26 protein-coding genes are annotated in these 24,895 nt (G+C 38.0%); 1 reads left to right on the top strand and 25 read right to left on the bottom strand.

Annotation, left to right across the window (positions count from 1 at the left end; translation table 11 throughout):
* Positions 1–71: 71 nt before the first annotated feature.
* The 22 genes from ACFSCX_RS01210 to ACFSCX_RS01105 all read right to left on the bottom strand — a co-directional run bounded on the left by ACFSCX_RS01210 (position 72) and on the right by ACFSCX_RS01105 (position 20,315).
* Positions 72–1,166 (bottom strand): PhnD/SsuA/transferrin family substrate-binding protein, encoded by a 1,095-nt coding sequence (locus tag ACFSCX_RS01210; RefSeq protein WP_377926263.1) that lies wholly within the window; start codon positions 1,164–1,166, stop codon positions 72–74.
* 100 nt (positions 1,167–1,266) lie between these two features.
* Positions 1,267–1,992 carry a GntR family transcriptional regulator gene (locus tag ACFSCX_RS01205; protein WP_377926261.1) on the bottom strand — a complete coding sequence of 242 codons (726 nt, stop codon included), beginning with the start codon at positions 1,990–1,992 and terminating at the stop codon, positions 1,267–1,269.
* A 259-nt stretch (positions 1,993–2,251) separates the two neighbouring features.
* Entirely contained in the window at positions 2,252–2,821 is a 570-nt protein-coding gene (locus ACFSCX_RS01200; protein WP_377926260.1) for a TIGR01440 family protein, read from the bottom strand.
* A 17-nt stretch (positions 2,822–2,838) separates the two neighbouring features.
* Positions 2,839–3,297 carry a ribose 5-phosphate isomerase B gene (gene rpiB, locus ACFSCX_RS01195; protein WP_377926259.1) on the bottom strand — a complete coding sequence of 153 codons (459 nt, stop codon included), beginning with the start codon at positions 3,295–3,297 and terminating at the stop codon, positions 2,839–2,841.
* Positions 3,298–3,329: 32 nt separating this feature from the next.
* The gene (locus ACFSCX_RS01190) at positions 3,330–4,628 is read right to left on the bottom strand and encodes a methyl-accepting chemotaxis protein (protein WP_377926258.1); all 1,299 of its coding nucleotides are present in this window, start codon (positions 4,626–4,628) and stop codon (positions 3,330–3,332) included.
* Positions 4,629–4,655: 27 nt separating this feature from the next.
* Positions 4,656–5,096, bottom strand: a complete 441-nt coding sequence (locus ACFSCX_RS01185; protein WP_377926257.1) for a low molecular weight protein arginine phosphatase — start codon at positions 5,094–5,096, stop codon at positions 4,656–4,658.
* Positions 5,097–5,327: 231 nt separating this feature from the next.
* On the bottom strand, positions 5,328–5,888 hold the full coding sequence (locus ACFSCX_RS01180; protein ID WP_377926256.1) for a manganese efflux pump MntP: 561 nt from the start codon (positions 5,886–5,888) through the stop codon (positions 5,328–5,330).
* Positions 5,889–5,950: 62 nt separating this feature from the next.
* Positions 5,951–6,994 carry an L-threonylcarbamoyladenylate synthase gene (locus tag ACFSCX_RS01175; protein WP_377926255.1) on the bottom strand — a complete coding sequence of 348 codons (1,044 nt, stop codon included), beginning with the start codon at positions 6,992–6,994 and terminating at the stop codon, positions 5,951–5,953.
* A gap of 466 nt (positions 6,995–7,460) precedes the next feature.
* Positions 7,461–7,904, bottom strand: a complete 444-nt coding sequence (locus ACFSCX_RS01170) for a GNAT family N-acetyltransferase (protein WP_377926254.1) — start codon at positions 7,902–7,904, stop codon at positions 7,461–7,463.
* Positions 7,905–8,136: 232 nt separating this feature from the next.
* Complete coding sequence (gene spoIIR / locus ACFSCX_RS01165) at positions 8,137–8,757, bottom strand: stage II sporulation protein R (protein WP_377926253.1); 621 nt, start codon at positions 8,755–8,757, stop codon at positions 8,137–8,139.
* A 126-nt stretch (positions 8,758–8,883) separates the two neighbouring features.
* A complete protein-coding gene (gene prmC, locus ACFSCX_RS01160; RefSeq protein WP_377926252.1) occupies positions 8,884–9,756 on the bottom strand; it encodes a peptide chain release factor N(5)-glutamine methyltransferase in 873 nt (290 codons plus the stop codon).
* Position 9,757: 1 nt separating this feature from the next.
* Entirely contained in the window at positions 9,758–10,825 is a 1,068-nt protein-coding gene (prfA, locus tag ACFSCX_RS01155) for a peptide chain release factor 1 (RefSeq protein ID WP_377926250.1), read from the bottom strand.
* A gap of 103 nt (positions 10,826–10,928) precedes the next feature.
* Positions 10,929–11,516 carry a transposase gene (locus ACFSCX_RS01150; protein WP_377926248.1) on the bottom strand — a complete coding sequence of 196 codons (588 nt, stop codon included), beginning with the start codon at positions 11,514–11,516 and terminating at the stop codon, positions 10,929–10,931.
* Positions 11,517–11,668: 152 nt separating this feature from the next.
* Positions 11,669–12,103: a hypothetical protein gene (locus ACFSCX_RS01145; protein ID WP_377926246.1), complete on the bottom strand. Its 435-nt coding sequence runs from the start codon at positions 12,101–12,103 to the stop codon at positions 11,669–11,671.
* A 96-nt stretch (positions 12,104–12,199) separates the two neighbouring features.
* Positions 12,200–12,814, bottom strand: coding sequence for a thymidine kinase (locus ACFSCX_RS01140; RefSeq protein WP_377926245.1), 615 nt, complete (start codon positions 12,812–12,814; stop codon positions 12,200–12,202).
* Between the two features lie 239 nt (positions 12,815–13,053).
* On the bottom strand, positions 13,054–13,254 hold the full coding sequence (rpmE, locus tag ACFSCX_RS01135; RefSeq protein WP_377926321.1) for a 50S ribosomal protein L31: 201 nt from the start codon (positions 13,252–13,254) through the stop codon (positions 13,054–13,056).
* A gap of 194 nt (positions 13,255–13,448) precedes the next feature.
* Entirely contained in the window at positions 13,449–14,729 is a 1,281-nt protein-coding gene (gene rho, locus ACFSCX_RS01130) for a transcription termination factor Rho (protein WP_377926244.1), read from the bottom strand.
* A gap of 348 nt (positions 14,730–15,077) precedes the next feature.
* Positions 15,078–16,046 carry a class II fructose-bisphosphatase gene (gene glpX / locus ACFSCX_RS01125; RefSeq protein ID WP_377926243.1) on the bottom strand — a complete coding sequence of 323 codons (969 nt, stop codon included), beginning with the start codon at positions 16,044–16,046 and terminating at the stop codon, positions 15,078–15,080.
* Positions 16,047–16,169: 123 nt separating this feature from the next.
* Positions 16,170–17,456: a UDP-N-acetylglucosamine 1-carboxyvinyltransferase gene (locus ACFSCX_RS01120; RefSeq protein WP_377926242.1), complete on the bottom strand. Its 1,287-nt coding sequence runs from the start codon at positions 17,454–17,456 to the stop codon at positions 16,170–16,172.
* A 753-nt stretch (positions 17,457–18,209) separates the two neighbouring features.
* Positions 18,210–18,851 carry a fructose-6-phosphate aldolase gene (fsa, locus tag ACFSCX_RS01115; RefSeq protein WP_377926241.1) on the bottom strand — a complete coding sequence of 214 codons (642 nt, stop codon included), beginning with the start codon at positions 18,849–18,851 and terminating at the stop codon, positions 18,210–18,212.
* Positions 18,852–18,918: 67 nt separating this feature from the next.
* Positions 18,919–19,776, bottom strand: coding sequence for a class II fructose-bisphosphate aldolase (locus ACFSCX_RS01110; protein ID WP_377926239.1), 858 nt, complete (start codon positions 19,774–19,776; stop codon positions 18,919–18,921).
* 170 nt (positions 19,777–19,946) lie between these two features.
* Entirely contained in the window at positions 19,947–20,315 is a 369-nt protein-coding gene (locus ACFSCX_RS01105) for a response regulator (protein ID WP_377926238.1), read from the bottom strand.
* A 183-nt stretch (positions 20,316–20,498) separates the two neighbouring features.
* Here ACFSCX_RS01105 and ACFSCX_RS01100 point away from each other — a divergent pair, with 183 nt between their 5' ends.
* Complete coding sequence (locus tag ACFSCX_RS01100; RefSeq protein ID WP_377926237.1) at positions 20,499–21,020, top strand: DUF2529 domain-containing protein; 522 nt, start codon at positions 20,499–20,501, stop codon at positions 21,018–21,020.
* A gap of 122 nt (positions 21,021–21,142) precedes the next feature.
* Here the strand turns inward: ACFSCX_RS01100 and ACFSCX_RS01095 are convergent, their stop codons facing one another.
* The 3 genes from ACFSCX_RS01095 to ACFSCX_RS01085 all read right to left on the bottom strand — a co-directional run bounded on the left by ACFSCX_RS01095 (position 21,143) and on the right by ACFSCX_RS01085 (position 24,692).
* The gene (locus ACFSCX_RS01095) at positions 21,143–22,747 is read right to left on the bottom strand and encodes a CTP synthase (RefSeq protein ID WP_377926236.1); all 1,605 of its coding nucleotides are present in this window, start codon (positions 22,745–22,747) and stop codon (positions 21,143–21,145) included.
* Between the two features lie 231 nt (positions 22,748–22,978).
* Positions 22,979–23,575: a DNA-directed RNA polymerase subunit delta gene (rpoE, locus tag ACFSCX_RS01090; RefSeq protein WP_377926234.1), complete on the bottom strand. Its 597-nt coding sequence runs from the start codon at positions 23,573–23,575 to the stop codon at positions 22,979–22,981.
* A gap of 274 nt (positions 23,576–23,849) precedes the next feature.
* Positions 23,850–24,692, bottom strand: a complete 843-nt coding sequence (locus tag ACFSCX_RS01085) for a putative glycoside hydrolase (protein ID WP_377926233.1) — start codon at positions 24,690–24,692, stop codon at positions 23,850–23,852.
* Positions 24,693–24,895: the final 203 nt, after the last annotated feature.

Raw genomic sequence — 24,895 nt, 5'->3', positions numbered from 1 at the left:
GTAGTTAAATAGTAGCTATCCATTCGTGAACATGAAACGCCCACAAAATGGATAGCACTTAGATTTAAACATTAGTTACCAGAAAGTTCTCTTACAGGGTTGAACCAAGCATCATCAACCTCTAAGAATCGCTCATTTTCTGATTTAGAGAATAAACCTTTTGTCTCTGAATCCTTTGGTACGAAAATAGTTGGGTCATTTGCTACTTTGTCAGAAGTGTACGCTTTTTTAATAGCAGCAATATCCTCTTCACTTACTGTTTCTGTATTTACAACAAAAGGTGCATTTAATACTGGTGTTACAGAGATTGAAACAAATTGCTCACCTGGTACAGTGTTAAACGGCTCTGCTGCATCAGCTAATACTTGATAAACTGCACCTGGGCGGTTCCATTCACCTTCTGCCAATTCAATATAGTTCTTTACACATACATCACAAAAAGCTGCAACGTCAGCTTTACCTGTTAGTAAATTTACTGCTGATCCTTGGTGAGAACCTCCGTATAATACTTCACTAAAGAATGCTCCACCTTCTAATAAATCATCCGCCGTTAAATCTTTATAGCTATCTTGCTTACTAAAGTGTGCTACGATTCCAGATGAAGGGACTTTAAACCCTGACGTTGAACTGTTTGAAACGAAAGAGAACTTTTTGTCAACGATGTTATCAATTGAGAATGTATCTCCATCCTTGTATGCATCTTCATTACCTTTTTTTACATTTAACCAGCTGTAGTAAACAGCGTCATCTAATGTCCCAGATGCACCTGAAGATACAACTAGAGGAAGTACTTTATCATTTTTATTATGAGCTTCGATATATCCTTGAGCTCCCATGAATGCTAAGTCAGCATTACCGTTTGCAATAGACTCAATCGCAATAATGTAATCTGTTGTCGTTTTATGTTCAACCTTTTTACCTGTTGCTTCTTCTATAATCTTTCCTAATGCATCACGTGAATCTTTTAAATCTGCTCCTGATTCATTTGGGTACCAAGCAATGATGATTGTATCTTTTTCATCCTTTTTGTCCTCAGCAGGCTTTTCACTAGACGTGTTCTCACTAGCTGTTTCTGTTTCCGTGCTTGTTGATTCAGTTGAAGCTGAACATGCTGCAAAAACTAAAGCAAAAGATAAAGCTAACATTAGTAATAGTACTCTTTTCATTAGTGATGGTTCTCCTCTCGTTTTTAAAAAATAAATGTTTATAATCATCATTGGTGGAACCCAATGTTGATGACATTTCTTATAACTGAATTCTAACTTTCTAAAACTCTACTAAGCATTTGTGCATATCACCTCTAACACGAGCAACACTAAACTCAATAGGATAACCGCTTGGGTGATTCATAATGCTTTCAATTTGTACAACTGGAATGCTTTCTGGTATTTCAAGAAGTTCTGCATCCTTCATCATCGGAAGACTAGCTTGGAATGTCGAACTAGAACGGATGGGCCTTAATTGATAATGTTCTAACAAAATGCCATATAAAGATTGAAAATCACTGAAATGCATGTCTAAATTCGGAACCTCTGATTCCGGGAATACAGTTGTTGTAATAGAAATTGGTTTTTCATCAATAAACCGAAGAATCTCAAGGCGATAAACCTCTTCATTCTCCTCCAATGTTAATTGCTCTTTTTCAAGCGATGTTGGTAGTCCTTTCGTCCAATTAAGCAACTTACTTTTATGTTGGACTCCTTGGCTTTCCATATTTTCAGAAAAGCGTGTATGAGACGACAGTACATAAAGAATTGGTTTCGGAATATGGTTCACGTAGCAGCCTTTTCCTTGTAACGGAGTCACCCATCCAAGATTGGTCAATCTAGCAATTGCCTGTCTTACAACGTGCCTGTTTACATTGAACTGGCGGCAAAGCTCATTTTCGGATGGAATCTTTTGATTCACTTCATAAACGCTAGAACGAATATTATGAATTAAGTATTCAGCGATCTCTAAATGCTGAAGAGGTTCCTCCCGAAGTTTTGTCATCCTCTCTCTCCCTTCATCTGCTTCCTATATGATCGTAACTTGTCAACAAGTTACTGAGGTTAAGCTACTGTAAAAAACTCTTAAAGTTATATTAAATTTGTTAATAGATGGAAGGTTTTTTCTAGGAATATTAACAATTCATTTACAAACTAACTAAAAAAAGGTAACCCACTAGTGAAGTGAGTTACCTTTTATCATTTATTATCACGATTAAAAAAATCATAGGTGAATTTTTCAAAGGATCTGTCTCTGTGCTTTGTTAACAAGATAAATTACTTTTGTCATTGGTATAGACAGCCCGTACACCACCAATAAGCTTCGGTCTTGTTTTGGCCATCGTAACATGAGCGTGACCAAGTGATTTTCCCTGTGTACGAAGAGGTACGGCTACATGCTTTAAGTGCATACCAATAAATGTATCACCAATATCAATACCAGCATCTGCTTTAATGAATTCGACAACAACAGGGTCGTTAAAGTGTTGATAGGCGTAGGTTGCCATCGCACCTCCTGCAGTACGGACCGGAACCACAGTGACTTCCTCTAAAGAATAGGCATTTGCAGTCTCTCTTTCAACCACTAGAGCTCTATTTAAATGTTCACAGCACTGAAAGGCTAAATGAACTCCTAATTTATGTGCCAGCGTGGAAAGCTCCTGAAAAATAAGCTCTGCTACCTCTTCAGTACCGGCAGTGCCAATTCGCTCCCCCATGACTTCACTTGTGCTACAACCAATAACGATAATTTTACCTTGCTCAAGAGAGGTTTGTTCATCAAAATCATGTAATATGTGTTGCAGTTGACCTCTCCATATTTCGACTTGTGGCATGAACAACACCCTTTCTGCTATTCAGATTGGTCCGTTGTGACAGCTTCATAAGATGATATTTTATCAACTCGGCGCTTGTGGCGACCTCCCTCATAATCGGTTGTCAACCAAATCTTCGCAATATCACGAGCCAGACCAGGTCCAATTACTCGTTCTCCCATTGCTAGAATATTACTGTCATTATGCTCACGTGTTGCCTTTGCACTAAATGTATCATGAACTAATGCACAACGAATTCCCTTTACCTTATTCGCGGCAATACTCATTCCAATACCCGTTCCACAAATTAATATCCCTTTATCTACTTCTCCGCTCGCTACCTTTTCTGCTACTGGAAATGCATAATCTGGATAGTCAACCGATTCATTACATTCACATCCAAGATCAACATAAGAGATGTTTAATTCGTCCATTAATTGTTTAATTTCCTCGCGGATTTTTACACCACCATGATCAGAAGCAATTGCTACTTTCATTCCATCACACCTCCCGTCCTGTAAGCTAGTAGTTAAATCGTAAAACGTTCAATTGTTTTTTTCAATTCGTTTGCTTGAACAGCTAAATCCTTTGCAATCCGTTCAACTTGTTCAATTATTGCTGTTTGATCTTGCGTCGAGCTAGCTACCTCTAATGCACTTGCCGATGTTTCCTCTGCAATGGCTGCAACATCTTGTGACTGAGTAGACGTTACTTTTACATTTTCCATTTGCTGTCTCACAAGTTCTGTTATTTGGTCAACCGCATCAGCTACTTGATGTACTGAGTTTGCCATTTCAGCAATCGCTTTATTCGTCATTGTTCCTTTTTCCGCTTCAAGATTTGCCACTTTTACTTGTTCCTTAATTTGCACGACCACATTCTTAACCTCAGCTTGGATATTGTGAATGAGTCCTGTAATGCCTTGTACTGCCTTCGAGCTTTCATCCGCTAAAGAACGAACCTCCTCGGCAACAACTGCAAAGCCTTTTCCATGTTCACCAGCACGAGCCGCTTCGATTGATGCATTTAACGCTAATAAATTTGTTTGTCCCGCAATATCTCCAACTAGGGATATAATATTTTCTACCTTTTTCGCATTTTCCTCTAAGCGATTGACAGCTGTTAAGGACACTTGGTTACTATCAGCTAGTTTTTGAATACCAGAAATTAAGGAATTTATCACTTTTTTGCTTTCATCTAACGTGTGAACCATTTCATTTGATAGCTGTTTAGATGTATTGGCTCTAACCTGTATCCTTTCTGCGATTCTACTTACCTCTTCAATCGATTGGGCTGTATCTTGAATCGCAACGGCTGACGTTTCTGCTCCCTTTGATATTTCGTCAATCGTTCTTGCAATCGCTTCAGATTGTTCAGAAGCCGATGCTGAAGCTGCAGAAATTTCGATTACTTTCCCATTTGTACGTTTAAAGTTTGTATCAATGCTTTTAACCATTTCACGTAAATTCCCTAACATTTGGTTAAAGGCTACTGCCAGTGACCGAATTTCATCATCAGAATTCGAAAGAGGTACGTCTTCATTAATTTGACCTTCTGCTGCCTTTCTTGCAGAATGTTCTAATGCTTTTAACGGCTTTGTAATAAAGCTTGCTGCAAAGTAGGCAAGTACAGCAGACCAAAAGATCCCCATACCAAATGTTATAAAAGTAAATACCTCTTCTGTCACAGCAACATGATTATCGACAAAACCATACACAAATTGAATGAAAAAAGCACTAGTTGAATACGTTACAAGCGCCAATATCGCCGTAAATACAACTAGCTTTTTTTGAAGTCCAAATTTATATTTTGGTTTTTTATGTGCCATCCTTGATTCCTCCTAAAGGATCTTAGCTTACCTTTGTCTATCTATTTTTTTTAATGCAATATCTAGTGCTTCATCCAGTTCCTCGAAAGTTTGCTTATACCATTCTAAAGGACCACCAAAAGGATCTGCAACGTCGTGTAGAGGTAATTCACTGTATTCTTTTAGTGTAAAGGTTTTGTCCAGAGCTTCCGGAAACCGCTCTCCTACCAACTGCTTATGAGATGTTGTCATGGTAAAAATATAATCAGCCCAGTCGATTAGCTCTTTCGATAATTGTTTCGAAGAATGGTTTATTTCTATGTTTTTTTCTTTTAAAACCAACTCCGTATTGGTAGAAGCAGGGCTACCAGCAGACGCAAAAACACCGGCCGATTGAACCTCAACATGCGGATCTTTGTGCCTCGTAAGCGCTTCTGCCATTGGACTTCTACAAGTATTACCTGTACAAACATATAAAATCTTGGTCATGCATAGCGCTCCTTTCTAGTCGTATTTTCATCATGAAGCGTTTGCTTTGAATTTATACACTCTCTTATTATAAAACAGTTAAATATACATAAATAGGGCATTTTACGAAGATTTTTTTTTTCAATGCCGGATACTCGCATGACGGTTTTCTGGAACATACCTATACAATCAAAAAATAATTAAAAAGAAACTAGACAATTCTAGTTTCTCCTCTAGGTTGATCTATTTAAACTAAATCGGTAATAATAGCTTAATTCCAAACGCGAATAGAATACTACCACCGAGAGCTTCACTATATGCACCAATCCAATCTTTTACACGCCTTCCTAATAAGAGTCCTATCCAAGTTAAAATCATACTAACGAATCCAAACATTAAGATTGCAAACACAGTATGAACCCGATAAATGCCAAGGCTTAATCCTACCGAAAAGCTATCTAGACTTACACTTAGTGCAAAAATAAATAATCCAAAACCTACTGGTGTAATCATTGGCTCTTCTTCTTTTCTAAAAGAGGATACAAACATTTGTATACCTAGCAGTAAGAGCAGAACCCCACCAATGATAGAAGCAATCGTACCGAATTGATCGGATAGAAATCGTCCAATTACGATTCCAGATAGAGGCATCCAAACATGGAAAATTCCAATGGTAATCCCTATGTAAAAAATTTGCCTTAATCGCAGCTTGATTAAACCCATACCAAGCCCTACAGAAAAGGCATCCATCCCTAATGCAAATGCCATAATAAATAATGTTACAATTTCTCCAAACACCGCTGTAATATCCATTTCTACCCTCCTCGGACTTGCTAATTCAAGATATGCAAGTCCAAGGAAAAATAGAAGAAAATTTACTCTTTAACTCTCTGATAACCTGCTGCCTTCTCTAAACGATTCATAACAGCTTCTCCAACCCCTTCAAGCGGAAATATCTCACTAAAAATAATATCCACATCACTGTCATCAAATTCTCGCAAAATTGAATACAATTTATTCGCAATTGTGGATAAGTCAGATCGTGTTCCACATGATAAAACAACATTTGCTTTATACTGTTCGAATGATTCATCTGTTGTTAAGACTCCGACTCTCTTACCTTTTTGCTGTTGCTTATTTACGAGGCTTTGCAGATATTCATTTGACCCATCAACGAGCCAAAGCGGAGCTTTAGGTGCATAATGTGTATATTTCATCCCAGGAGATTTAGGTACCTCTTCCCGCTTTGTTAGAGCAGGATCTATTTTGACTATCCCTACTACCTCTTCTAGCTGCTCTTTTGTGATTCCTCCCGGTCTTAATATGACAGGTATTCCTTCCGAACAATCCACCACGGTTGATTCTAATCCTACACCGGTCTCACCACCATCAACTATACCTGCGATTTTTCCGTTTAAGTCCTTCCATACATGATCTGCCTTTGTAGGACTTGGTTTTCCAGAAAGGTTCGCACTTGGCGCTGCAATCGGTAAACTAGTTTCCTTTATGATGGCAAGGGCAACTGGATGTTCAGGGATACGTACAGCAATAGTGGATAACCCAGCCGTCACTTTAGTCGAAACCGTCCCTTGTATGACTGGTAGAACAAGCGTTAATGGACCTGGCCAGAAGGCATCCATTAATTTTTCTGCGTATGCTGGAATATCTTCTACTAATAAATGAAGCTGCGATTTGTCTGCAATATGGACAATGAGTGGATTATCACTCGGTCTGCCCTTCGCCTCATATATTCTTTCCACAGCGATATTAGAAGTAGCATTTCCACCTAACCCATATACCGTTTCTGTCGGAAATGCGACTACTTCATTTTGTTGTAAAAGTATTGCTGCCTGTTGAACCTGTTCATAACTTGTGGATAAGTTCATTTGTTTGTCCACAAACCATATTTTTGTTTCCATGCTGTCACTTCCTTATTTCCACCTATCTCTTTCCTAATTAAATCATAAAGTGTAGACGAAGAAAATGAAAGGAAAGACATAATAATTCTATATAGGTTATTGTAGATCACTTTTATTCGTTAGAAATCGATATGCTTTAAAATAGATACGCTTTTGGACATAAACTATTGGTTATTATCTTAAGATGAACAAAAGACTCGGAGGCGCACGTTTAGCCTCAGGAAGAGTAAATGTTCTGGCATGAAAAAAAGGGTGGTTTTCCTTTTATTCATGCCAGGTTATTTGATTTTTCTTTTTCCCCCGAGTAGGATGAAATGGCAAGATCGTCGTCATTTCATCTTGTATAGGTGCTGGAGCTGGATTTAGCAGAAACTTTGTGTAAACAAAACACCAGAAACTTATAAAAAAAAGTTATCCCCAATATTGTGGATAACTTTGACGCTTTTGTTGATAACCTGTGAGCATGTTAAATGATAAATCGCATAATCACCGTTTCTCCCATCTGTAATGACTCTTCTACATGTTCCGATTGAAAAATATGAGGGGGAACCTCATTTAGCTCTAGTCTCTTGAATCCAAGTAGTGTAAAAAATTCAACAGACACTATTTTATTAGTAGCAAGATAAAGACATTTCAATTCCTTTTTTTTCGCCAAACTTAATATTTGCTGGAACATATCTAATATTTTTGTTTTTTCAACTTTAGGTGAAATAACAAGTGAACGAAGCAATCCATCATGTTCAAGTCTTTGAATACCTAGTGTTCCCAAAAGTCCACCTTCTATATCTTCCATTAAAATAAAATGATCTAATTGATGTTCAATCCCGCTAGTACTTACTTCAGCTTGTCCTAAAAAATTTTTCATTTCGACTAAATCTTCTGTTTGTGCCGTACGAATAATGGTCATCATGTTTGTTTCCCTCCCTAATCTTCTCTTTGCTCTAATCTATGAGGGGGAAAATGAAAATAGACCTATTTACTAGATTTTTTAGGCATGTCTTTAGACGCCGGCGGTAGTATAGTTTTTCATATGGATTGTCCTCTTACAACCCTAATAAGCACTTAGTACTTTACTTTATGTAGAAAACTCTTATTCTTTCCTATGTGCCAAAAGAAAACCGGGAATTTATCCCGGTTTTCTTTTATTTCAATAGTTTTGAAAACCATTCTACTAGAAAGAATTTCACTTTTACCGTTTCTTCTTCCTCCACTATAACTGTTTGGCTTTCCTTATTCTCTTTTTCAGGTTCTACTGCATCACCGTTATTAAAGTCGAGAAAACATAACGGAGGAAACAATACACACCACCAGTTATTTCCCTTTGCCTCTCCCAAGGAGATTAGTATCGCCTCATATTCACCTGCTGGATAAATATAAGAGCCATACATTTTGGTTGGAAACTTTACGCTTTTTCCATAATCTACGGAATAGCTCTGTTCTACATTCTCTTCTTGTAATACTCTTTCAACAATCATTTCAATGTCAGATAGTCTATTTTGAATGAGAGTTCGAGCAGCCTCTATGGACGTTAAATTCTCCACCCAATTTGTAATTTCCTCATTCACAGCATCTCGTATTTTTCTTTTTAACTCTTGATCATCAATACTATTACTATTAGCTAAGATTCTTAGCCTAATTGCCTCGTCAGGGATCACAACCGGTTCATTTGATTGCTGTGCAGCTGGATGCCACGAAGTTGTAATTGTTGCTCCAATAAATAAAATCACCATATATATAAGTACTAGATTTGTTGTTTTTTTCATTTCTCCAACACCGTCCCTTCAGTAAAACAGTGTGGACAAGAAAAATCTATCTTAAACTAGTAAATTTAAAAAAATCTATGAAACTATATTTTTTTCTTTAGTTTTGTTTGATCATTCGACGTTTTTTTAAATCTTCTGGCTAGTTCCTAGAAGCTCCGCAAACACCATGCGGTCTTTTCCGTTGATATCAAGTTCAACTTCTACTTTTGCACCTTGAAAGGTTGAGCGTATTAATTGTGCAACAGACTCACCTTGACCCATTCCCACTTCAAATGCAAGGAGTGCCTTTTCTTTCAGAACTAGAGGTAGTTGATCCATAAACCTTCTATAAAAATCAAGTCCATCTTTTCCGCCAAATAATGCACGGTGTGGTTCATGGTCATGAACGATATCAGATAGCTGTTCAGATTCAGGAATATAGGGTGGATTGGATACTACAACATCTACTTTTTCTCCTTTTTGAATAAGCGGAAGAAGCATGTCACCTTCAATAAGTTGTATACTTGCATGTAAAGCAACTGCATTTTCATTTGCAATCTTCAATGACTCTTTTGCAATATCAATGGCGGTCATTTCTATTTTGTGATCTTCTAGTGTTAGAGTTATCGCTATAGCGCCACTTCCGGTTCCAACGTCAACAGCTTTGATTATGTCTTGGTTTGTAAAAAGCTTATTCACTCTTTTCAAAACCCCTTCCACTAACTCTTCTGTTTCTGGACGGGGAATGAGTACCTCTTGATTCACTATAAAGCGCCGACCATAGAATTCTTCATATCCGGTTATGTGCTGAACAGGTATTCCTGTTTCATGGCGCTTAACAACCTGTACAAACTCATCCACTTGTTTGTCCGATAGATCTTCCCTCATGTTCATGAAAAGCTGGGTTCGATCCCAACCTAATACGTGAAGAAGTAGAAGCTCACCCGCTTTCGCTTCTCTTCCTGATTCTTCTAAAAAAGAAGAAGCCCAATTTAGGGCTTCATACACTTTGTTAAACATGTTACTCGGCTTGCTCCATTCGCTTTGCTTGATCTTCCATAATGAGTGCATCGATTACTTCATCAAGTTTTCCTTGAAGAATTTGATCAAGCTTTTGAATCGTTAAGCCGATGCGGTGGTCCGTTACACGGTTTTGCGGGAAATTGTAAGTACGAATACGCTCTGAGCGGTCTCCCGTACCTACAGCAGATTTACGAGTTGCATCATACTCTGCTTGTGCTTCTTGTTGGAATTTATCATAAACACGAGCGCGAAGTACTTTCATCGCTTTTTCTTTATTTTTAATTTGTGATTTTTCATCCTGACACGTAACGACTGTACCAGTTGGAATATGGGTTAAACGAACCGCTGACATCGTCGTGTTAACCGATTGTCCACCAGCTCCACTAGAAGCATACGTATCTACACGGATATCTTTATCATGAATGTCTACTTCAACCTCTTCTGCTTCTGGTAAACATGCGACAGTTGCCGTCGAAGTATGAATACGACCACCCGATTCTGTTTCAGGGACACGTTGAACCCTGTGTGCACCATTTTCGAACTTCATCTTTGAGTATGCACCCTTACCATTGATCATGAAGATAATTTCTTTATAGCCTCCTACACCGGTAGATGAAGCTTCGATTACCTCTGATTTCCATCCCTGTGATTCAGCATAACGAGAATACATACGATATAGATCACCAGCAAATAACGCTGCTTCATCACCACCGGCTGCACCGCGAATCTCAATAATAACGTTTTTGTCATCATTCGGATCCTTTGGTAGTAATAAAACACGTAATCGTTCAGCAAGCTCTTCTTCCTGGTCCTCAAGCTCACTTATTTCAAGCTTTACCATTTCACGCATTTCCGCATCTAGCTTTTCATCTAGCATCGCCTTTGCGCCCTTTAATTGCTCACGAACGTCTTTATATTCACGATAAGCCATTACTGTATCTTGTATATCAGATTGTTCCTTTGAATACTCACGTAACTTTTTTGGATCATTAACGATATCCGGATCACTCAAAAGCTCATTTAATCTTTCATATCGATCCTCAACAGATTGCAAACGATCTAGCACGACAATTCACCTCATTTTTTTGCCATAACATTCTAATTATAGTATAGAGAATACGCTTAGTCAAAACAAATAGTCGTGGTGACAGTCACTTGTCGAATAATCTTTACTTATACACGAAGGACAACCTTGTCTCATTTTCATCCATATTTATGTATTGCCTATACTTTTCCCTTTGCTCACTAATATTTCCAGTAAATATTTGTAAGACCGGTGAAGGATCAAAGAAATTGTCTGCAAGGGAATATTTATCTTCTTGAGAGTAGTAACGATAGCTACTCCACACATAATGAGCAGCATCGTGAATGATATTCGCCTTTACTGGATTCAAATGAATGTAACGACTCACCTCTAGCATTCCCTTTTCACTGATGATTCCTTCACTAAAAAACCTTTCTTCAAATACATGTCCAGTTAGACGGTAACGATTGTTGTAGTATGAAGCGTACCTTTTATTAACAATTGCCATGAGAGTTGAGATTGAAGTTATTGGGGATTTTAATTGCAGGTGGTAGTGATTTGTCATAAAGCAATATGAACATACTGTGAATGGATGACGCTGTGACGTCTTATGGAGAATGAACATAAAGGCATTAAAATCACGTTCATCAAGAAATAGGGCATCTCGTCTATTACCTCTCGAAACAATGTGGTAATAGAAATCAGGATGCCATGTTCGGCGTTTTCTAGTCATATAAAATCACCTCGAGGATTTGTTTGGGGGAAGGGGCGGGAGATAGATTAATTAATTCTATGTTAACCTAATAAATTCCTTTTTTTCGACAAAACTCGGGAAGTGACTGTCACCATACACAAAAAAAGAGCAGTTCTGTGTGAACCACTCTTTTATTCGCCGTCCCCGTCGTGTATACGTATATGGATGTGATAACGGGGCATTGCTTTGGTGATGTCTTTTAGTAGTTTATGACGTAGTTGATCGCGGTCTTCTTCTGAAAACTTTTTTGTGGAGTGTACGGTTACCCATGCATCTGTACCAACAACGTAAACGGAACCAGGCGTGACTTCTGGGAACGTATTGATTACATCTCTTATCTTATCTTGATCAGTCCCTAGATTAGGACGACTTTCTGTTAAATCAATAAAGTTTGGATTCTGATTTGTATTATAGCGTGTGTCATCTAAGTCTCGTTCATAGAAACCATTTTTCTCGTCTCCACCCGTTGTCATAAGGTCCGCTCCACTTTTATCCTCTGTTGTCTCGACTTGACTACATGCGGATAAACCTAACAATCCAATAAGAAAAAGCAGTTTTAGATTCATGGTAATCCCTCCTACGGATAGGTTTCCCAATGAGTAAAACTGCTTACATGGTAAGTTTTGCACTATGACTGCAACTTTCCTCCCACGTCTTGTTCTTTAAACGGTTTCTATTTTAGCAGGAACAATCGTTACTGGCTTATTTCGAACATCATGACAATGTCTGCATCTTGGCTCATACGATTCTGAAGCTCCAACGAGGATAATGGGATCATCGTAAGAAGCTGGTTCATTATTGATTAAACGTTGAGTCCGGCTTGCTGGTGATCCACATGCCATGCATACAGCTTGCAATTTTGTAACATGCTCTGCAATTGCCATTAAGTTAGGTACTTGTCCAAATGGCTCTCCGCGAAAATCTTGGTCAAGTCCGGCTACGATGACACGATGACCTTGATTGGCCAACATTTCAACCACTTCAAGAATATCTTGATCAAAAAATTGAACCTCATCAATTGCTACGACATCTGTATCTGCAGTTACATATTGTAGAATATCACGAGAAGAGGATACGGGCTTTGCCAAGACAGAAGTTCCGTTATGTGACACTACACATTCTTCACTATAACGATTATCGATGACAGGTTTAAATACTAACACTTGCTGCTTCGCATATTGTGTATGTTTCACACGTTTTATTAATTCTTCAGATTTCCCTGAAAACATACTTCCACAAATCACTTCTATCCAACCGCTCTGTTTCATTACTAACATAAAAAACGGTCTCTCCCTTCCTCGTGTTTACATTCTGTCATACAAAAGCTGACTGAAAAAACACTCATTTACTAATAATAATTAAGTATATATGAACACGTTTATATGTGAAATGTCTATCAGTAAAGTAAAAAAGCAGACAAGAGATGAACACTTGCCTGCTTTAAGTTTACAACTTTTGATAAGCGGCGCTTATCGAGTTTGAAATTAGGTGACCTTAAGAAACTCGGTATACCGAATTACTTAATACCATATTTCTTATTAAATTTATCTACACGACCATCCGCGCTAGCGAACTTTTGACGTCCTGTATAGAAAGGATGGCAATCAGAACATACCTCAACCTTTACTTCTTGCATTACAGAACCTGTTTCAAATTCGTTACCACAAGCACACTTAACCATAACTTTTTTATAGTTTGGGTGAATTCCTTCTCTCATGTCTTTCATCTCCTTCCGCCCTGAGACTGTTTGTGAATCAGAGTAAGTTCATATTCATAAGTGAGAATAGTAGTAAGTTTAAATGGTACTTAACCTCTTATCTCCCACTGCTAAAATCACACATGATGAAATTATAACAGGGCTAGGTACCTTTTGCAACCACCTAAAAATAGTTGGTATGAATTCCTAAATATTTATGATTTAACTGAATTCATTCCTTTTTTATCTTCATTCATCAGTTGGAAAAATTCCTCATTAGTCTTTGTTTGCTTTAGTCTTCTTAAGAAACGTTCAACAAAATCAGGAGAATCAGTCATACCGCGACGAATGGTCCATAATTTCTCAAGGTGGTCTTTTGGCACTAACAACTCTTCTTTTCGTGTTCCTGAACGACGAATATCGATAGCTGGGAAAATACGTTTTTCTGCTAGAGATCGATCTAGATGAAGCTCCATATTTCCTGTACCTTTAAATTCTTCATAGATGACATCATCCATACGAGAACCGGTATCTACTAACGCAGTTGCTAGAATTGTTAAGCTTCCGCCTTCTTCAATATTACGTGCTGCACCAAAGAAACGTTTCGGTCTATGGAAGGCCGCTGGGTCAATCCCACCGGACAGCGTTCTACCGCTTGGTGGAATGACGAGATTATAGGCTCTTGCTAAACGAGTAATGCTATCCATTAAAATGATAACATCCTTTTTATGTTCAACAAGGCGCATTGCACGCTCTAGAACAAGCTCTGCTACTTTAATATGATTTTCTGGTACTTCGTCAAATGTTGAGCTAACAACATCACCCGCAACAGAACGCTCAATATCTGTAACTTCCTCCGGACGCTCATCAACGAGTAAAACAATCAATTCTGCATCTGGATGGTTTGTCGTAATACTATTGGCGATTTCTTTTAATAACATCGTTTTACCAGCCTTTGGAGGAGCAACAATTAACCCACGTTGTCCAAATCCTACTGGTGCAATAATATCCATAATACGAGTTGAGAGCTGACTAGGGCTTGTCTCTAACACAATCTGTCTGTCAGGGTATAGTGGAGTAAGGGCAGGAAAGTGAACACGTTCCTTTGCTGATTCGGGATCGTCCCCATTTACAGCCTCAACGTGCAATAAGCCATAATAACGCTCATTTTCCTTAGGGGGTCTTACCTTACCAGAAACTTTATCCCCATTCCGCAAATCAAAACGGCGTATTTGAGAGGCAGAAATATAAATGTCTTCCGAACTTGGAGAATAGTTAATTGGTCTTAAAAATCCAAATCCCTCTGACTGAATAATTTCTAGAACACCTTCCATAAACATAAAACCATCTTTTTCAGCCTGAGCTTTTAATATAGCAAAAATAAGCTCCTTCTTTGTTAGCTTGCTGTAGTAGGATACCTTATAATTTCTAGCTAACTCATATAAATCTTTTAACTTCATTTCTTCTAAACTAGACAGGGTAAGGCTATTACTCATGAGAACACCACTCTTTTAATAATTATTGTACGTCACTTGCAAGCGCTTAAAGTATCCATCTTTTCAAAAACCATCGATATGTTTTATTAAATAGAGAAATGATGGAAGTAAAGAAAAGTATAAAAATAGAAGATTTCTTCGAAGCATTTATGAAGAAGATTGATAAGCGAATGTAACACGTAGCACTTCCTATTTTACCCCTTTTACAGGAAATTAATCAACTCCCCTTTTACGTAAAACATTAGACAAGTTCTGCGCAAATAGTAAAAGATCACGCAGGATTTGTCGCACTATTCAATGTAATGTAGCTCGGTCAAGGAAAAAAGGAGCAGATTAACCGCTCCCTCTCTAAGGCTTAATGACAAGATTTGGCTTTTTTTTCAAGCTATGACGACCATCAATAAATCGAACAGTTCCTGATTTTGCACGCATAACAAGAGATTGAGTCGTACCAATTGATCCCTTAAATTGAACTCCTTTTAGAAGTTCACCATCGGTTACACCCGTTGCTGCAAAAATAGCGTCATCACCTTTAACAAGATCTTCCATTCGTAGAACGCGGTTAACATCTTCTATTCCCATTTTTTTACAACGAATTAGTTCTTCTTCTGTTTGTGGAAGAAGCTTCCCTTGTAGTTCACCACCCAAACATTTCAGGGCTACAGCTGCAATTACCCCTTCCGGTGCTCCACCAGATCCAAATAAAATATCCACACCAGTATGGTCAAATGCAGTATTAATCGCACCAGCTACGTCTCCATCTTGAATAAGCTTAATGCGAGCACCTGCTTCACGAATCTCTCTTATAATTTGCTCATGACGAGGACGGTCTAGAATTGTTGCTACTACATCTTCAATATTTTTATTTTTTGCTGCTGCAACTGCCTTTAAATTGTCTAGAACAGACGCGTTAATATCGATTTTCCCCACCGCTTCAGGTCCAACTGCAATTTTATCCATGTACATATCTGGAGCATGAAGCAAGTTACCATGGTCCGCAACTGCTAAGACCGCCAGGGCATTCCATCCCCCTGTTGCTACGATGTTTGTTCCTTCCAATGGATCAACAGCAACGTCTACTCTTGGTCCATATCCGGTTCCAAGCTTCTCTCCAATATACAGCATTGGAGCTTCATCCATTTCACCTTCACCAATGACAACAGTTCCCTTCATTGGAATCGTATCAAATACATCACGCATCGCAGAAGTCGCTGCTTCGTCAGCATCATTTTTTAATCCTCTTCCCATCCAGCGTGCTGATGCAAGAGCTGCTGCTTCTGTTACACGAACAAGCTCCATTGATAAACTACGTTCCATCTATTTCCTCTCCTTATAAAAAGTCTATGTTAAATAGTCTCTCTTTTTTTTGAAAAAATAAAAATATGTTATACCATTTGTTCATACCCACAAATAGTATAACATATTATAATTAATCTGTTATTATGAATTTTGAAGTTGCTCGATTTCATTTTCAGACATATCTTCACGCCAAATCGTTGCACCTAAGCCTTTTAACTTCTCGACAAGGCGCTCATAGCCCCTGTCAATGTGTTCTAATCCAGTCACTTCTGTGATGCCCTCTGCCATCAAACCAGCAATAACAAGAGCTGCACCCGCGCGAAGATCACTTGCACGAACTTTTGCTCCTTGCAATTTTGACACACCATTCACAATAGCGGAGCGACCTTCTACTTTAATCGATGCATTCATTCTTCTTAACTCATCGATATGTTTAAACCTTGCCGAATAAATAGTATCTGTCACAACACTAGAGCCATCAGCCTTTGTTAAAAGAGACGTAAAAGGCTGTTGCAAATCGGTAGGGAAGCCTGGGTAAACCAGAGTCTTAATATCTACAGGCTTTAATTCCTCTGTACCTCTTACGATAATTTGGTCATTTCTCGTATCAATTGTAATACCCATCTCTCTTAATTTGGCAATTAAAGATTCTAAATGCTGAGGGATTACATTATCAATTAGTATTTCTTCTCCCATCGCTGCTCCTAAAATTAAATATGTACCTGCCTCAATACGGTCTGGGATAATTGAATGTCTGCATCCATGCAGTTCGTCTACTCCATCAATTCTGATAACGTCTGTACCAGCACCCTTTATCTTTGCACCCATACTCGAAAGAAGTGTGGCAACATCAATAATTTCTGGTTCCTTCGCAGCATTTTCTATAATGGTACGCCCTTTTGCACGTACTGCTGCCAGCATGATGTTTATTGTTGCTCCTACACTTACAACATCTAGATAAATTCTCGCACCAATAAGTTCGTCTGCACGCAAATAAATCGCACCTTGTTCATTCGATACCTTCGCTCCAAGTGCTTCAAATCCTTTAATATGCTGGTCAATTGGACGAGGTCCTAAATGACAACCACCTGGTAAACCGACAACTGCTTTTTTAAAGCGACCTAGCATTGCTCCCATCAAATAATAGGAAGCACGAAGCTTTTTTACCTTACCGTTAGGTAATGGCATAGAAATCATTCTAGACGGATCTACAATAATTTCATGTTCATTTAATGAGACCGTCCCACCTAACTCTTCTAATAAATCCGATAATATTTGAACATCAGAAATGTTGGGTAATCCATCAATAATAACAGGCGAATCTGCTAGAATGGTTGCAGGAATTAATGCAACTGCACTATTTTTCGCTCCACTCACTCGTATCGTTCCGTTTAATTTGGTTCCACCTTCAATTTTAAGTTTTTCCATAGTAAACTCCCTTCTTCTAGGAAAAGAGGTACCAAGCCTCTTGCTGCCATTATCCTCATATCTATTACCTTTTAGTTTACACGATATGGGGGTAAATATGTAATGAAAAGGAAAAAAATTCATCAAATTCTCTATGAAAAATCATGTTTTTGAGGTTTTCGGTAGTCAATTTGAAAGAAACCTCAAAAAATAGTTATTAAATCCTATCATATTTTATAATTGTTAGGTCATTATCAGTAACTTTTTGAAATTTATCAGCAACTTCACAGATTTTATCAGCGACTACCTTTTCTTTATCAGCAACTTCTTTGATTTATCATCAACTTTTTCTTTTATCATCGACTTTAACCAGGTTATCATTAACTTTCTTACTTTTATCAGCGACTTTTATCCGTTTATCATCACATCTCACTTTTATCAGCGACTTATATCCGTTTATCATCACATCTCACTTTTATCCGCGACCACAATTGATATCAGCTTTACTTTGAATTCAACGAACAAAAGACGCATGCGCCCGTTTAGCCTCAGGCAAGCAAATAACCTGTCATGAAAAAAAGGTGGTTTTCCCTTTTATTCATGACAGGTTTTTTGACCTCGAGTAGGATGCAATGGCAAAGAATCGTCGCCATTTCATCTTGGCTGGGCGCTGGAGCTGATGTAGCCGTAACATTGTATAAACGAAACACCAGAAATTTATACTTTCTTAGCTTATAACAAAAAGATCCTGACCTACGTGGCCAGGATCTTTTTCTATCGATTATTCCAATCTGCTAAAAATTGCTCGATCCCTTTATCGGTAAGAGGATGATGGAACAACTGCAAAATCACTTTATAAGGTATAGTTGCAATATGGGCCCCTCTTAGAGCAGCTTCTGTGATGTGCTGGGGGTGTCTGATCGACGCTGCGATAATTTCAGATGAAAGACCATGAATATGAAAAATGTCGGCTATCTTAGAAATCAGTTCAAGTCCGTCATGCCCAATATCATCAAGTCTACCTAGGAACGGAGAGACATATGTTGCACCTGCTCTAGCTGCAAGTAATGCCTGATTAGCTGTGAAAATTAGTGTAACATTCGTTTTAATACCTAAATCCGAAAAGATTTTTACAGCTTTCAGTCCATCTGGTGTCATCGGCACTTTAACAGTGATGTTAGGTGCAATTGCCGCAAGTTTCTTCCCTTCTTCTACCATTTCATCTACTTTTAATCCAATTACTTCAGCACTGACTGATCCAGTTACTTCACTTGTAATTTCTTTTAGACGTTCTTCGAAGGTCACTCCTTTTTCCTTTGCAACTAGGGAAGGGTTTGTCGTAACACCAGATAACACACCTAAAGCATTCACTTCTCTAATTTCATCAATATTGGCTGTATCTATAAAAAACTTCATGCGTATATCCTCCTATCAATTATACAGTGTAAGAAAAAGAAACCGCCCTTTTTGGCGGTTAATATAACTATGCTTTATTGGAAGAACCAAACTCTCTCATTTTGCCTTTTACTGTTTCCTTAATAACCTCACGAGCTGGTCCTAAATACTTGCGTGGATCATATTCATTTGGCTTTTCTGCCAATACTTCGCGAACCTTCTTAGCTGAAGCCATTTGGTTTTCTGTATTCACGTTGATTTTTGCTGTACCAAAAGAAATCGCTTTTTGGATATCCTTTGTTGGAATTCCAGTTCCTCCATGAAGAACTAATGGTACACCTGTAGCAGCACCAATTTCTTCCATTTCTTTAAAACCTAAATTCGGTTCACCCTTGTAAGGACCGTGAACAGAACCTAAGGCTGGTGCTAAGCAATCAATTCCTGTACGTTTTACTAATTCTTTACACTCTTTTGGATCAGCATATATTACGCCATCAGCAATAACGTCATCTTCTTGACCACCAACAACCCCTAGCTCCGCTTCAACAGAAACACCGTGGAAATGAGCAAGCTCAACCACTTTAGATGTTGTTTCAATATTTTCTTCAAACGGATGATGTGAAGCATCAATCATAACAGAAGTAAATCCTGCATGAATTGCTTTCGCGCAAGATTCAAAACTTGAACCATGGTCTAGGTGAATTGCAACTGGAACAGTTACGTTATACTCTTCCATTAACGCCTTAACCATAGCGACAACCGTTTTAAACCCACCCATATATCTACCAGCACCTTCAGAAACTCCTAAAATCACAGGAGAGTTCTCTTCCTGTGCAGCTTGTAGAATTGCTTGAGTAAATTCTAAATTGTTTAAGTTAAACTGACCAACAGCATAGCCTTCTGCTTTTGCTTTATTTAGCATGTCTGTCATAGAAACTAAAGGCATTGTAATAATCCTCCTTATGTATCCATATCCTTATAATCCGTAGATCGCTTGAATCTCCATGTAGTTTACCCATAGAAATCACTAGTATGTAAAATGTCCAATTTAACGGATCTCATTTTATAGCATATCAACTATTGCTATAAGTGGCAATGATGAAGAATATATTCGGATTAAGAACGGATTGGTAAGTGCTTCTTAACTGCTTCACGGATTTCGTCAATATCAAATGGCTTTGCAAAGTGTGTGATGGCACCAAGTTCTTTTGCCTCTTGAATCATATCTAACTCACCATATGCAGTCATGATAATAACCTGGATATCCGGATCAACTGCTTTCATTCGTTTTAATATTTCAATTCCGTCCATTCCAGGAATTTTCATATCTAGTAAAACAAGATCTGGTGAATGCTTATCAACAATTTCTAGTGCTTGAAAACCGTTCGCTGCTTGAAAGGTATTATATCCTTCTTTATTAAATACCTCGTTTAATAAAATTCGAATACCAAATTGGTCATCGACAATTAGTATTTTTTCGCTCATTCGGTTCACTCCTATTTTTATATTCCGATTATCCTATTGTTGGTAATTCTCTTTCTATCACGTATTTCCTTCTTTTTTACCAAAACTTCTTTCTCGACAAAAACCTACTTTTTTCTCATTTTTTCGTGTTTTTCATGCATTTTCGATATAATACTATTATCATCTTAAGCAGGAGTGACAATCATGTTAAAAATCTTTTCTACACAGCTTCAAGGTATTTTTAAAAAGATCGAAGAAACTGAGGATTTCCACTTTGAAGAAGGAGCAAGGCTTTTAGCCCAAGCTGTTGTTTCGGATGGCACGGTTTATGTGCATGGTTTTGATGAATTAAAGGCGGTTGAGCTAACAGCAACAATCGGGCCTGAACGACTAAAAAGCTCCAAGTCTTTATTTGAGAATGGAAAAATGAATCAGATTGAAGATATAGATCGTATTCTGATAGTGACTAGATCTTCAAATGATGTTGAGGCTATCGAACTAGCCAAGGATTTATCAAATAGAGGTTTATCGGTTGTAGCCATTTCAAATGTAGTGGAAAATGGAGAATTAGCTTCAATTGTTGATGTACATATTAACAGCCACCTTGTTAAAGCTTTGATACCTGATGATGAAGGAAATCGCTACGGTTATCCTACTAGCATTGTTGCGTTATATGCCTATTATGGACTTCTTTTCACTATCGAAGAGATTGCCTCTGAATATTAAACTTCATGCTTGAGGCTGCCAATAAGTTTGAAGCATGATATTCACTATTGCTTATGTTATAAATGATAATATGATACTTTTACAATAACAGAACCCTCAAACGAATGAGGGTTCTTCTCTGTCTACATTTCTTTTTGATTTAAAGATGCCGCAACAAACTCTCTGAAAAGTGGTTGTGGTCTTGTTGGACGCGAAATAAACTCTGGGTGGAATTGAGAAGCTACAAACCACGGGTGGTCTTTAATCTCAATAATTTCAACTAAACGTCCGTCAGGGCTTGTCCCCGAAAACACAAATCCAGCCTCTTCCATTTGCTGACGGAATTGATTGTTAAATTCATAGCGATGACGATGACGCTCATAAATAACTTCATCATGGTAAGCAGCAAATGCTCGAGTTTCTTCGTATAGCTTACAAGGTTGCAGGCCAAGACGAAGAGTTCCTCCTAAATCCTCCACATCCTTTTGTTCTGGAAGTAGGTCAATTATTGGATAAGGAGTTTCAGGGTCAATCTCTGCGGAATGCGCCCCCTCCAGATTCAATACATTGCGCGCAAATTCGATACACGCTAACTGCATCCCTAGACAAATACCAAGGAATGGGATTTTGTTTTCACGAGCATACTGTGTAGCCGCGATTTTCCCTTCAATCCCACGGTCTCCAAAACCTCCAGGAACAAGAATCCCATCCGCTTCATGCAATAATGACTCGACGTTATCTTTGTTAACAGATTCAGCATTGATCCATTTCACCTGGATATCACTATCATACGTATAGCCTGCATGACGCAGAGCCTCCACAACAGAAATATAGGCATCCTGTAGTTCAACATATTTACCAACCAAGGCAATCGTCGTTTTCTTCGATAAGTTCTTGACCTTATCAACAAGTGCCTTCCACTCTGTCATGTCTGCTTGCTTGCAGGTAAGCTTTAAATGCTCACACGTGATTTGATCAAGACCTTGAGCCTGAAGAGAAAGAGGGACAGAGTATAATGTGTCAGCATCAATTGCCTCAATGACTGCTTTCGGATCAATATCACAAAATAACGCAATTTTATCTTTCATATCTTGTGAAATTGGAGCTTCTGCACGGACTACAATCACATTCGGTTGTATCCCTAGGCTACGTAACTCTTTAACACTATGCTGTGTAGGCTTTGTTTTCATTTCGCCTGCTGCTTTGATGTAAGGGACAAGCGTACAGTGGATATACATGACATTATCGCGACCGATATCACTCTTAATTTGACGAATTGCTTCTAAAAATGGTAAAGATTCGATATCTCCTACTGTTCCACCGATTTCCGTAATTACGACATCAGCATTTGTTTCTCGACCAGCTCGGAAAACACGCTCTTTTATTTCATTCGTGATATGAGGGATAACTTGGACTGTACCGCCTAAATAATCTCCACGTCTCTCTTTTTTCAACACAGTAGAATAAATTTTTCCTGTAGTAACGTTTGAAAACTTATTTAAGTTGATATCAATAAATCGTTCATAGTGACCTAAATCTAGATCTGTTTCTGCCCCATCATCTGTAACGAATACTTCACCGTGTTGGTACGGACTCATTGTCCCTGGATCCACGTTAATGTATGGATCGAACTTTTGAATCGTGACGTTTAACCCTCGATTCTTTAGTAATCTACCAAGAGATGCTGCAGTAATACCTTTTCCTAATGATGATACAACTCCACCTGTTACGAAAATATACTTTGTCATGTTGTTCCCCCTCATTTGTTCCTTTTCTCATTATTAAATGTTCACTCTAAGTTCATGCATGGAAAATAAAAAAAATGCACGACGAATATATATAATGGTGGGATAAAAACAAAAAAAGCAAAAATCGCTACTCCTTTTGCAAGGGAGCAATTTTTGCTTTTGTCTCTAAACGATCCGTTTTTCAAGAGCCCAAATATGATTCTATATAGTGGACTTGGAAAAGTCAAGAGGTTATTCTACGTCTTTGTCTTCCTCTTCAGCTAATTCTTCTAATGAGAGATCTTCTTCCTCATCATCCGAATCATCTTCAAATTCTTCATCTTCGTCTAAATCATCATAATCTTCATCGTCATCTAATAAATCATCATCGAAATCATCATCCGTGTCGTCATCATCTATGTCATCATCGTCGTCGTCATCTTCAACTTCATCTAGGTCGTCGATTTCATCTAACTCATCATATTCTTCATCTAGCTCATCATATTCTTCGATATCTAGATCATCATCTTCTTCTGTTTTCTTTGCACGTTTCTTCTTTGGTTTCGCCGCTGGAATAACTTCTTCTTCAATTTGATCATAAGGGTACCAGCTTCTTAACCCCCAACGATTCTCTCCTAACGATAAAAAACGACCATCTATATTTAAATCTGTGTAAAATTGCGGCATTCTAGCTTTTAGTTCTTCATCAGTAAGCTCCAGTATTTGAGCAATTTCATGAATAAGATCTTTAAAAGCAAGAGGCTGCTTTTTAGAAGCCATTAGTTCATAAGCCAATTCAATCATGGATAATTCCTTTAATTCTTCTGGTGAATATGTATCAATAGACAAATGAAAGCACTCCCTTTCTATGTGTAACTCTTTGTTTTTCCCCATTTGAATATGTAAATGCAAGAAAATACTAGATATTTCCTATGGTAAACATACTTTTCATTATAAACAAATTTATATCAATTATGCTACATTGAAGTAACGTTTTTGAGAAATTTTTCTATTGTCCACAAAAGTTTATTCAGGTAACACTATCTTTTTCACTGTTCTAGTCGCACTATCAGCCTATTGATCATGGCTTATTTAAACAAAAAAAAGACAGCACCATTGCCGCCTATTTCCAACTGTCGTAACCATTTTCCGTATAATAGTTAATAAACCCTTGTTTTTGTGAATATTTTCGGCTTTTCTTTCTCATTTCACTTGATACGGTAAATACCTCAAACCAAAAGGCTTCCTGTAGCTTCTTCAATTCATTCACTTTAGTTAAAGACCACTCATCTTTTGCAACATGTTTATAATTAAAGTTTTCCCACATAATCCCATCAACATAGGGTGCCGTTGTGGTCATTAACGTATCAATTCCCCAATTTTGAATGAGGAGCTTATTAGGATACAGCTCTTTTATCGATGCAAGAAACTGTTTCAATCCCGTTCGCTGCTCCTTTAGCAATGCTTGGTCATGATAGTGCTGATCATCTATATCTCCAACAGTATCAAGAAAAATCCCATCAAAGCCTTTTTTAGCAACCTGCGCTTCAACTTCCCCCGTTAGGATTTCGCGATAATGCTCTGATGTGATGTCCATCAAATAAGAATCCCATGCAGGAAAATAGACCTTCTCATTGTTCCGGTAAAAGTAATCGGTAGGTCGTAACTTTTCTACTAGTGTTTTATTCCAATTTGCAACTTCCATGGTACTTATGTATCCAAATACTAATGTACCCTTAGATTGAATAAATTCAATTTGTTCTTTTGTATAATGGTATGGCTCTATAATGACTAAATCAAGCTTTTGCATTTCCTCCATAATCGTACTCGTTGGCACATGATAATAGATTCGATAGGAGTTAACCGTACTTAGTGGTCCTTCTAATGCATTCGTATGATCACATGGAGATAGTAAAACAGTCAACCCTACTAAAGACGCGGTTACAAACGATAATGCTTTCTTCATAAAATTCCCTCCTTGTAGTTTGACAGAGGGATAGGTTGTTTCGCAGGCTGGTGATCGGTATGCAATAAAAGGTGAAGCGTACCAGTTAGTCCCAGACAAAGCAAATGTTCTTTGATGAAGAAATGGGAGAATTCCTATGTTCTCTTCAAAGGTTATTTGATCCCTTAGTAGTATGATTGCTAGGCATAGCTATTTCATTTTGG

Origin of the sequence: Bacillus salitolerans, from assembly GCF_042680805.1 — a bacterium.
Taxonomy (GTDB): domain Bacteria; phylum Bacillota; class Bacilli; order Bacillales; family SA4; genus Bacillus_CJ; species Bacillus_CJ salitolerans.
This window is presented reverse-complemented; position numbering and strand designations above follow the sequence as displayed.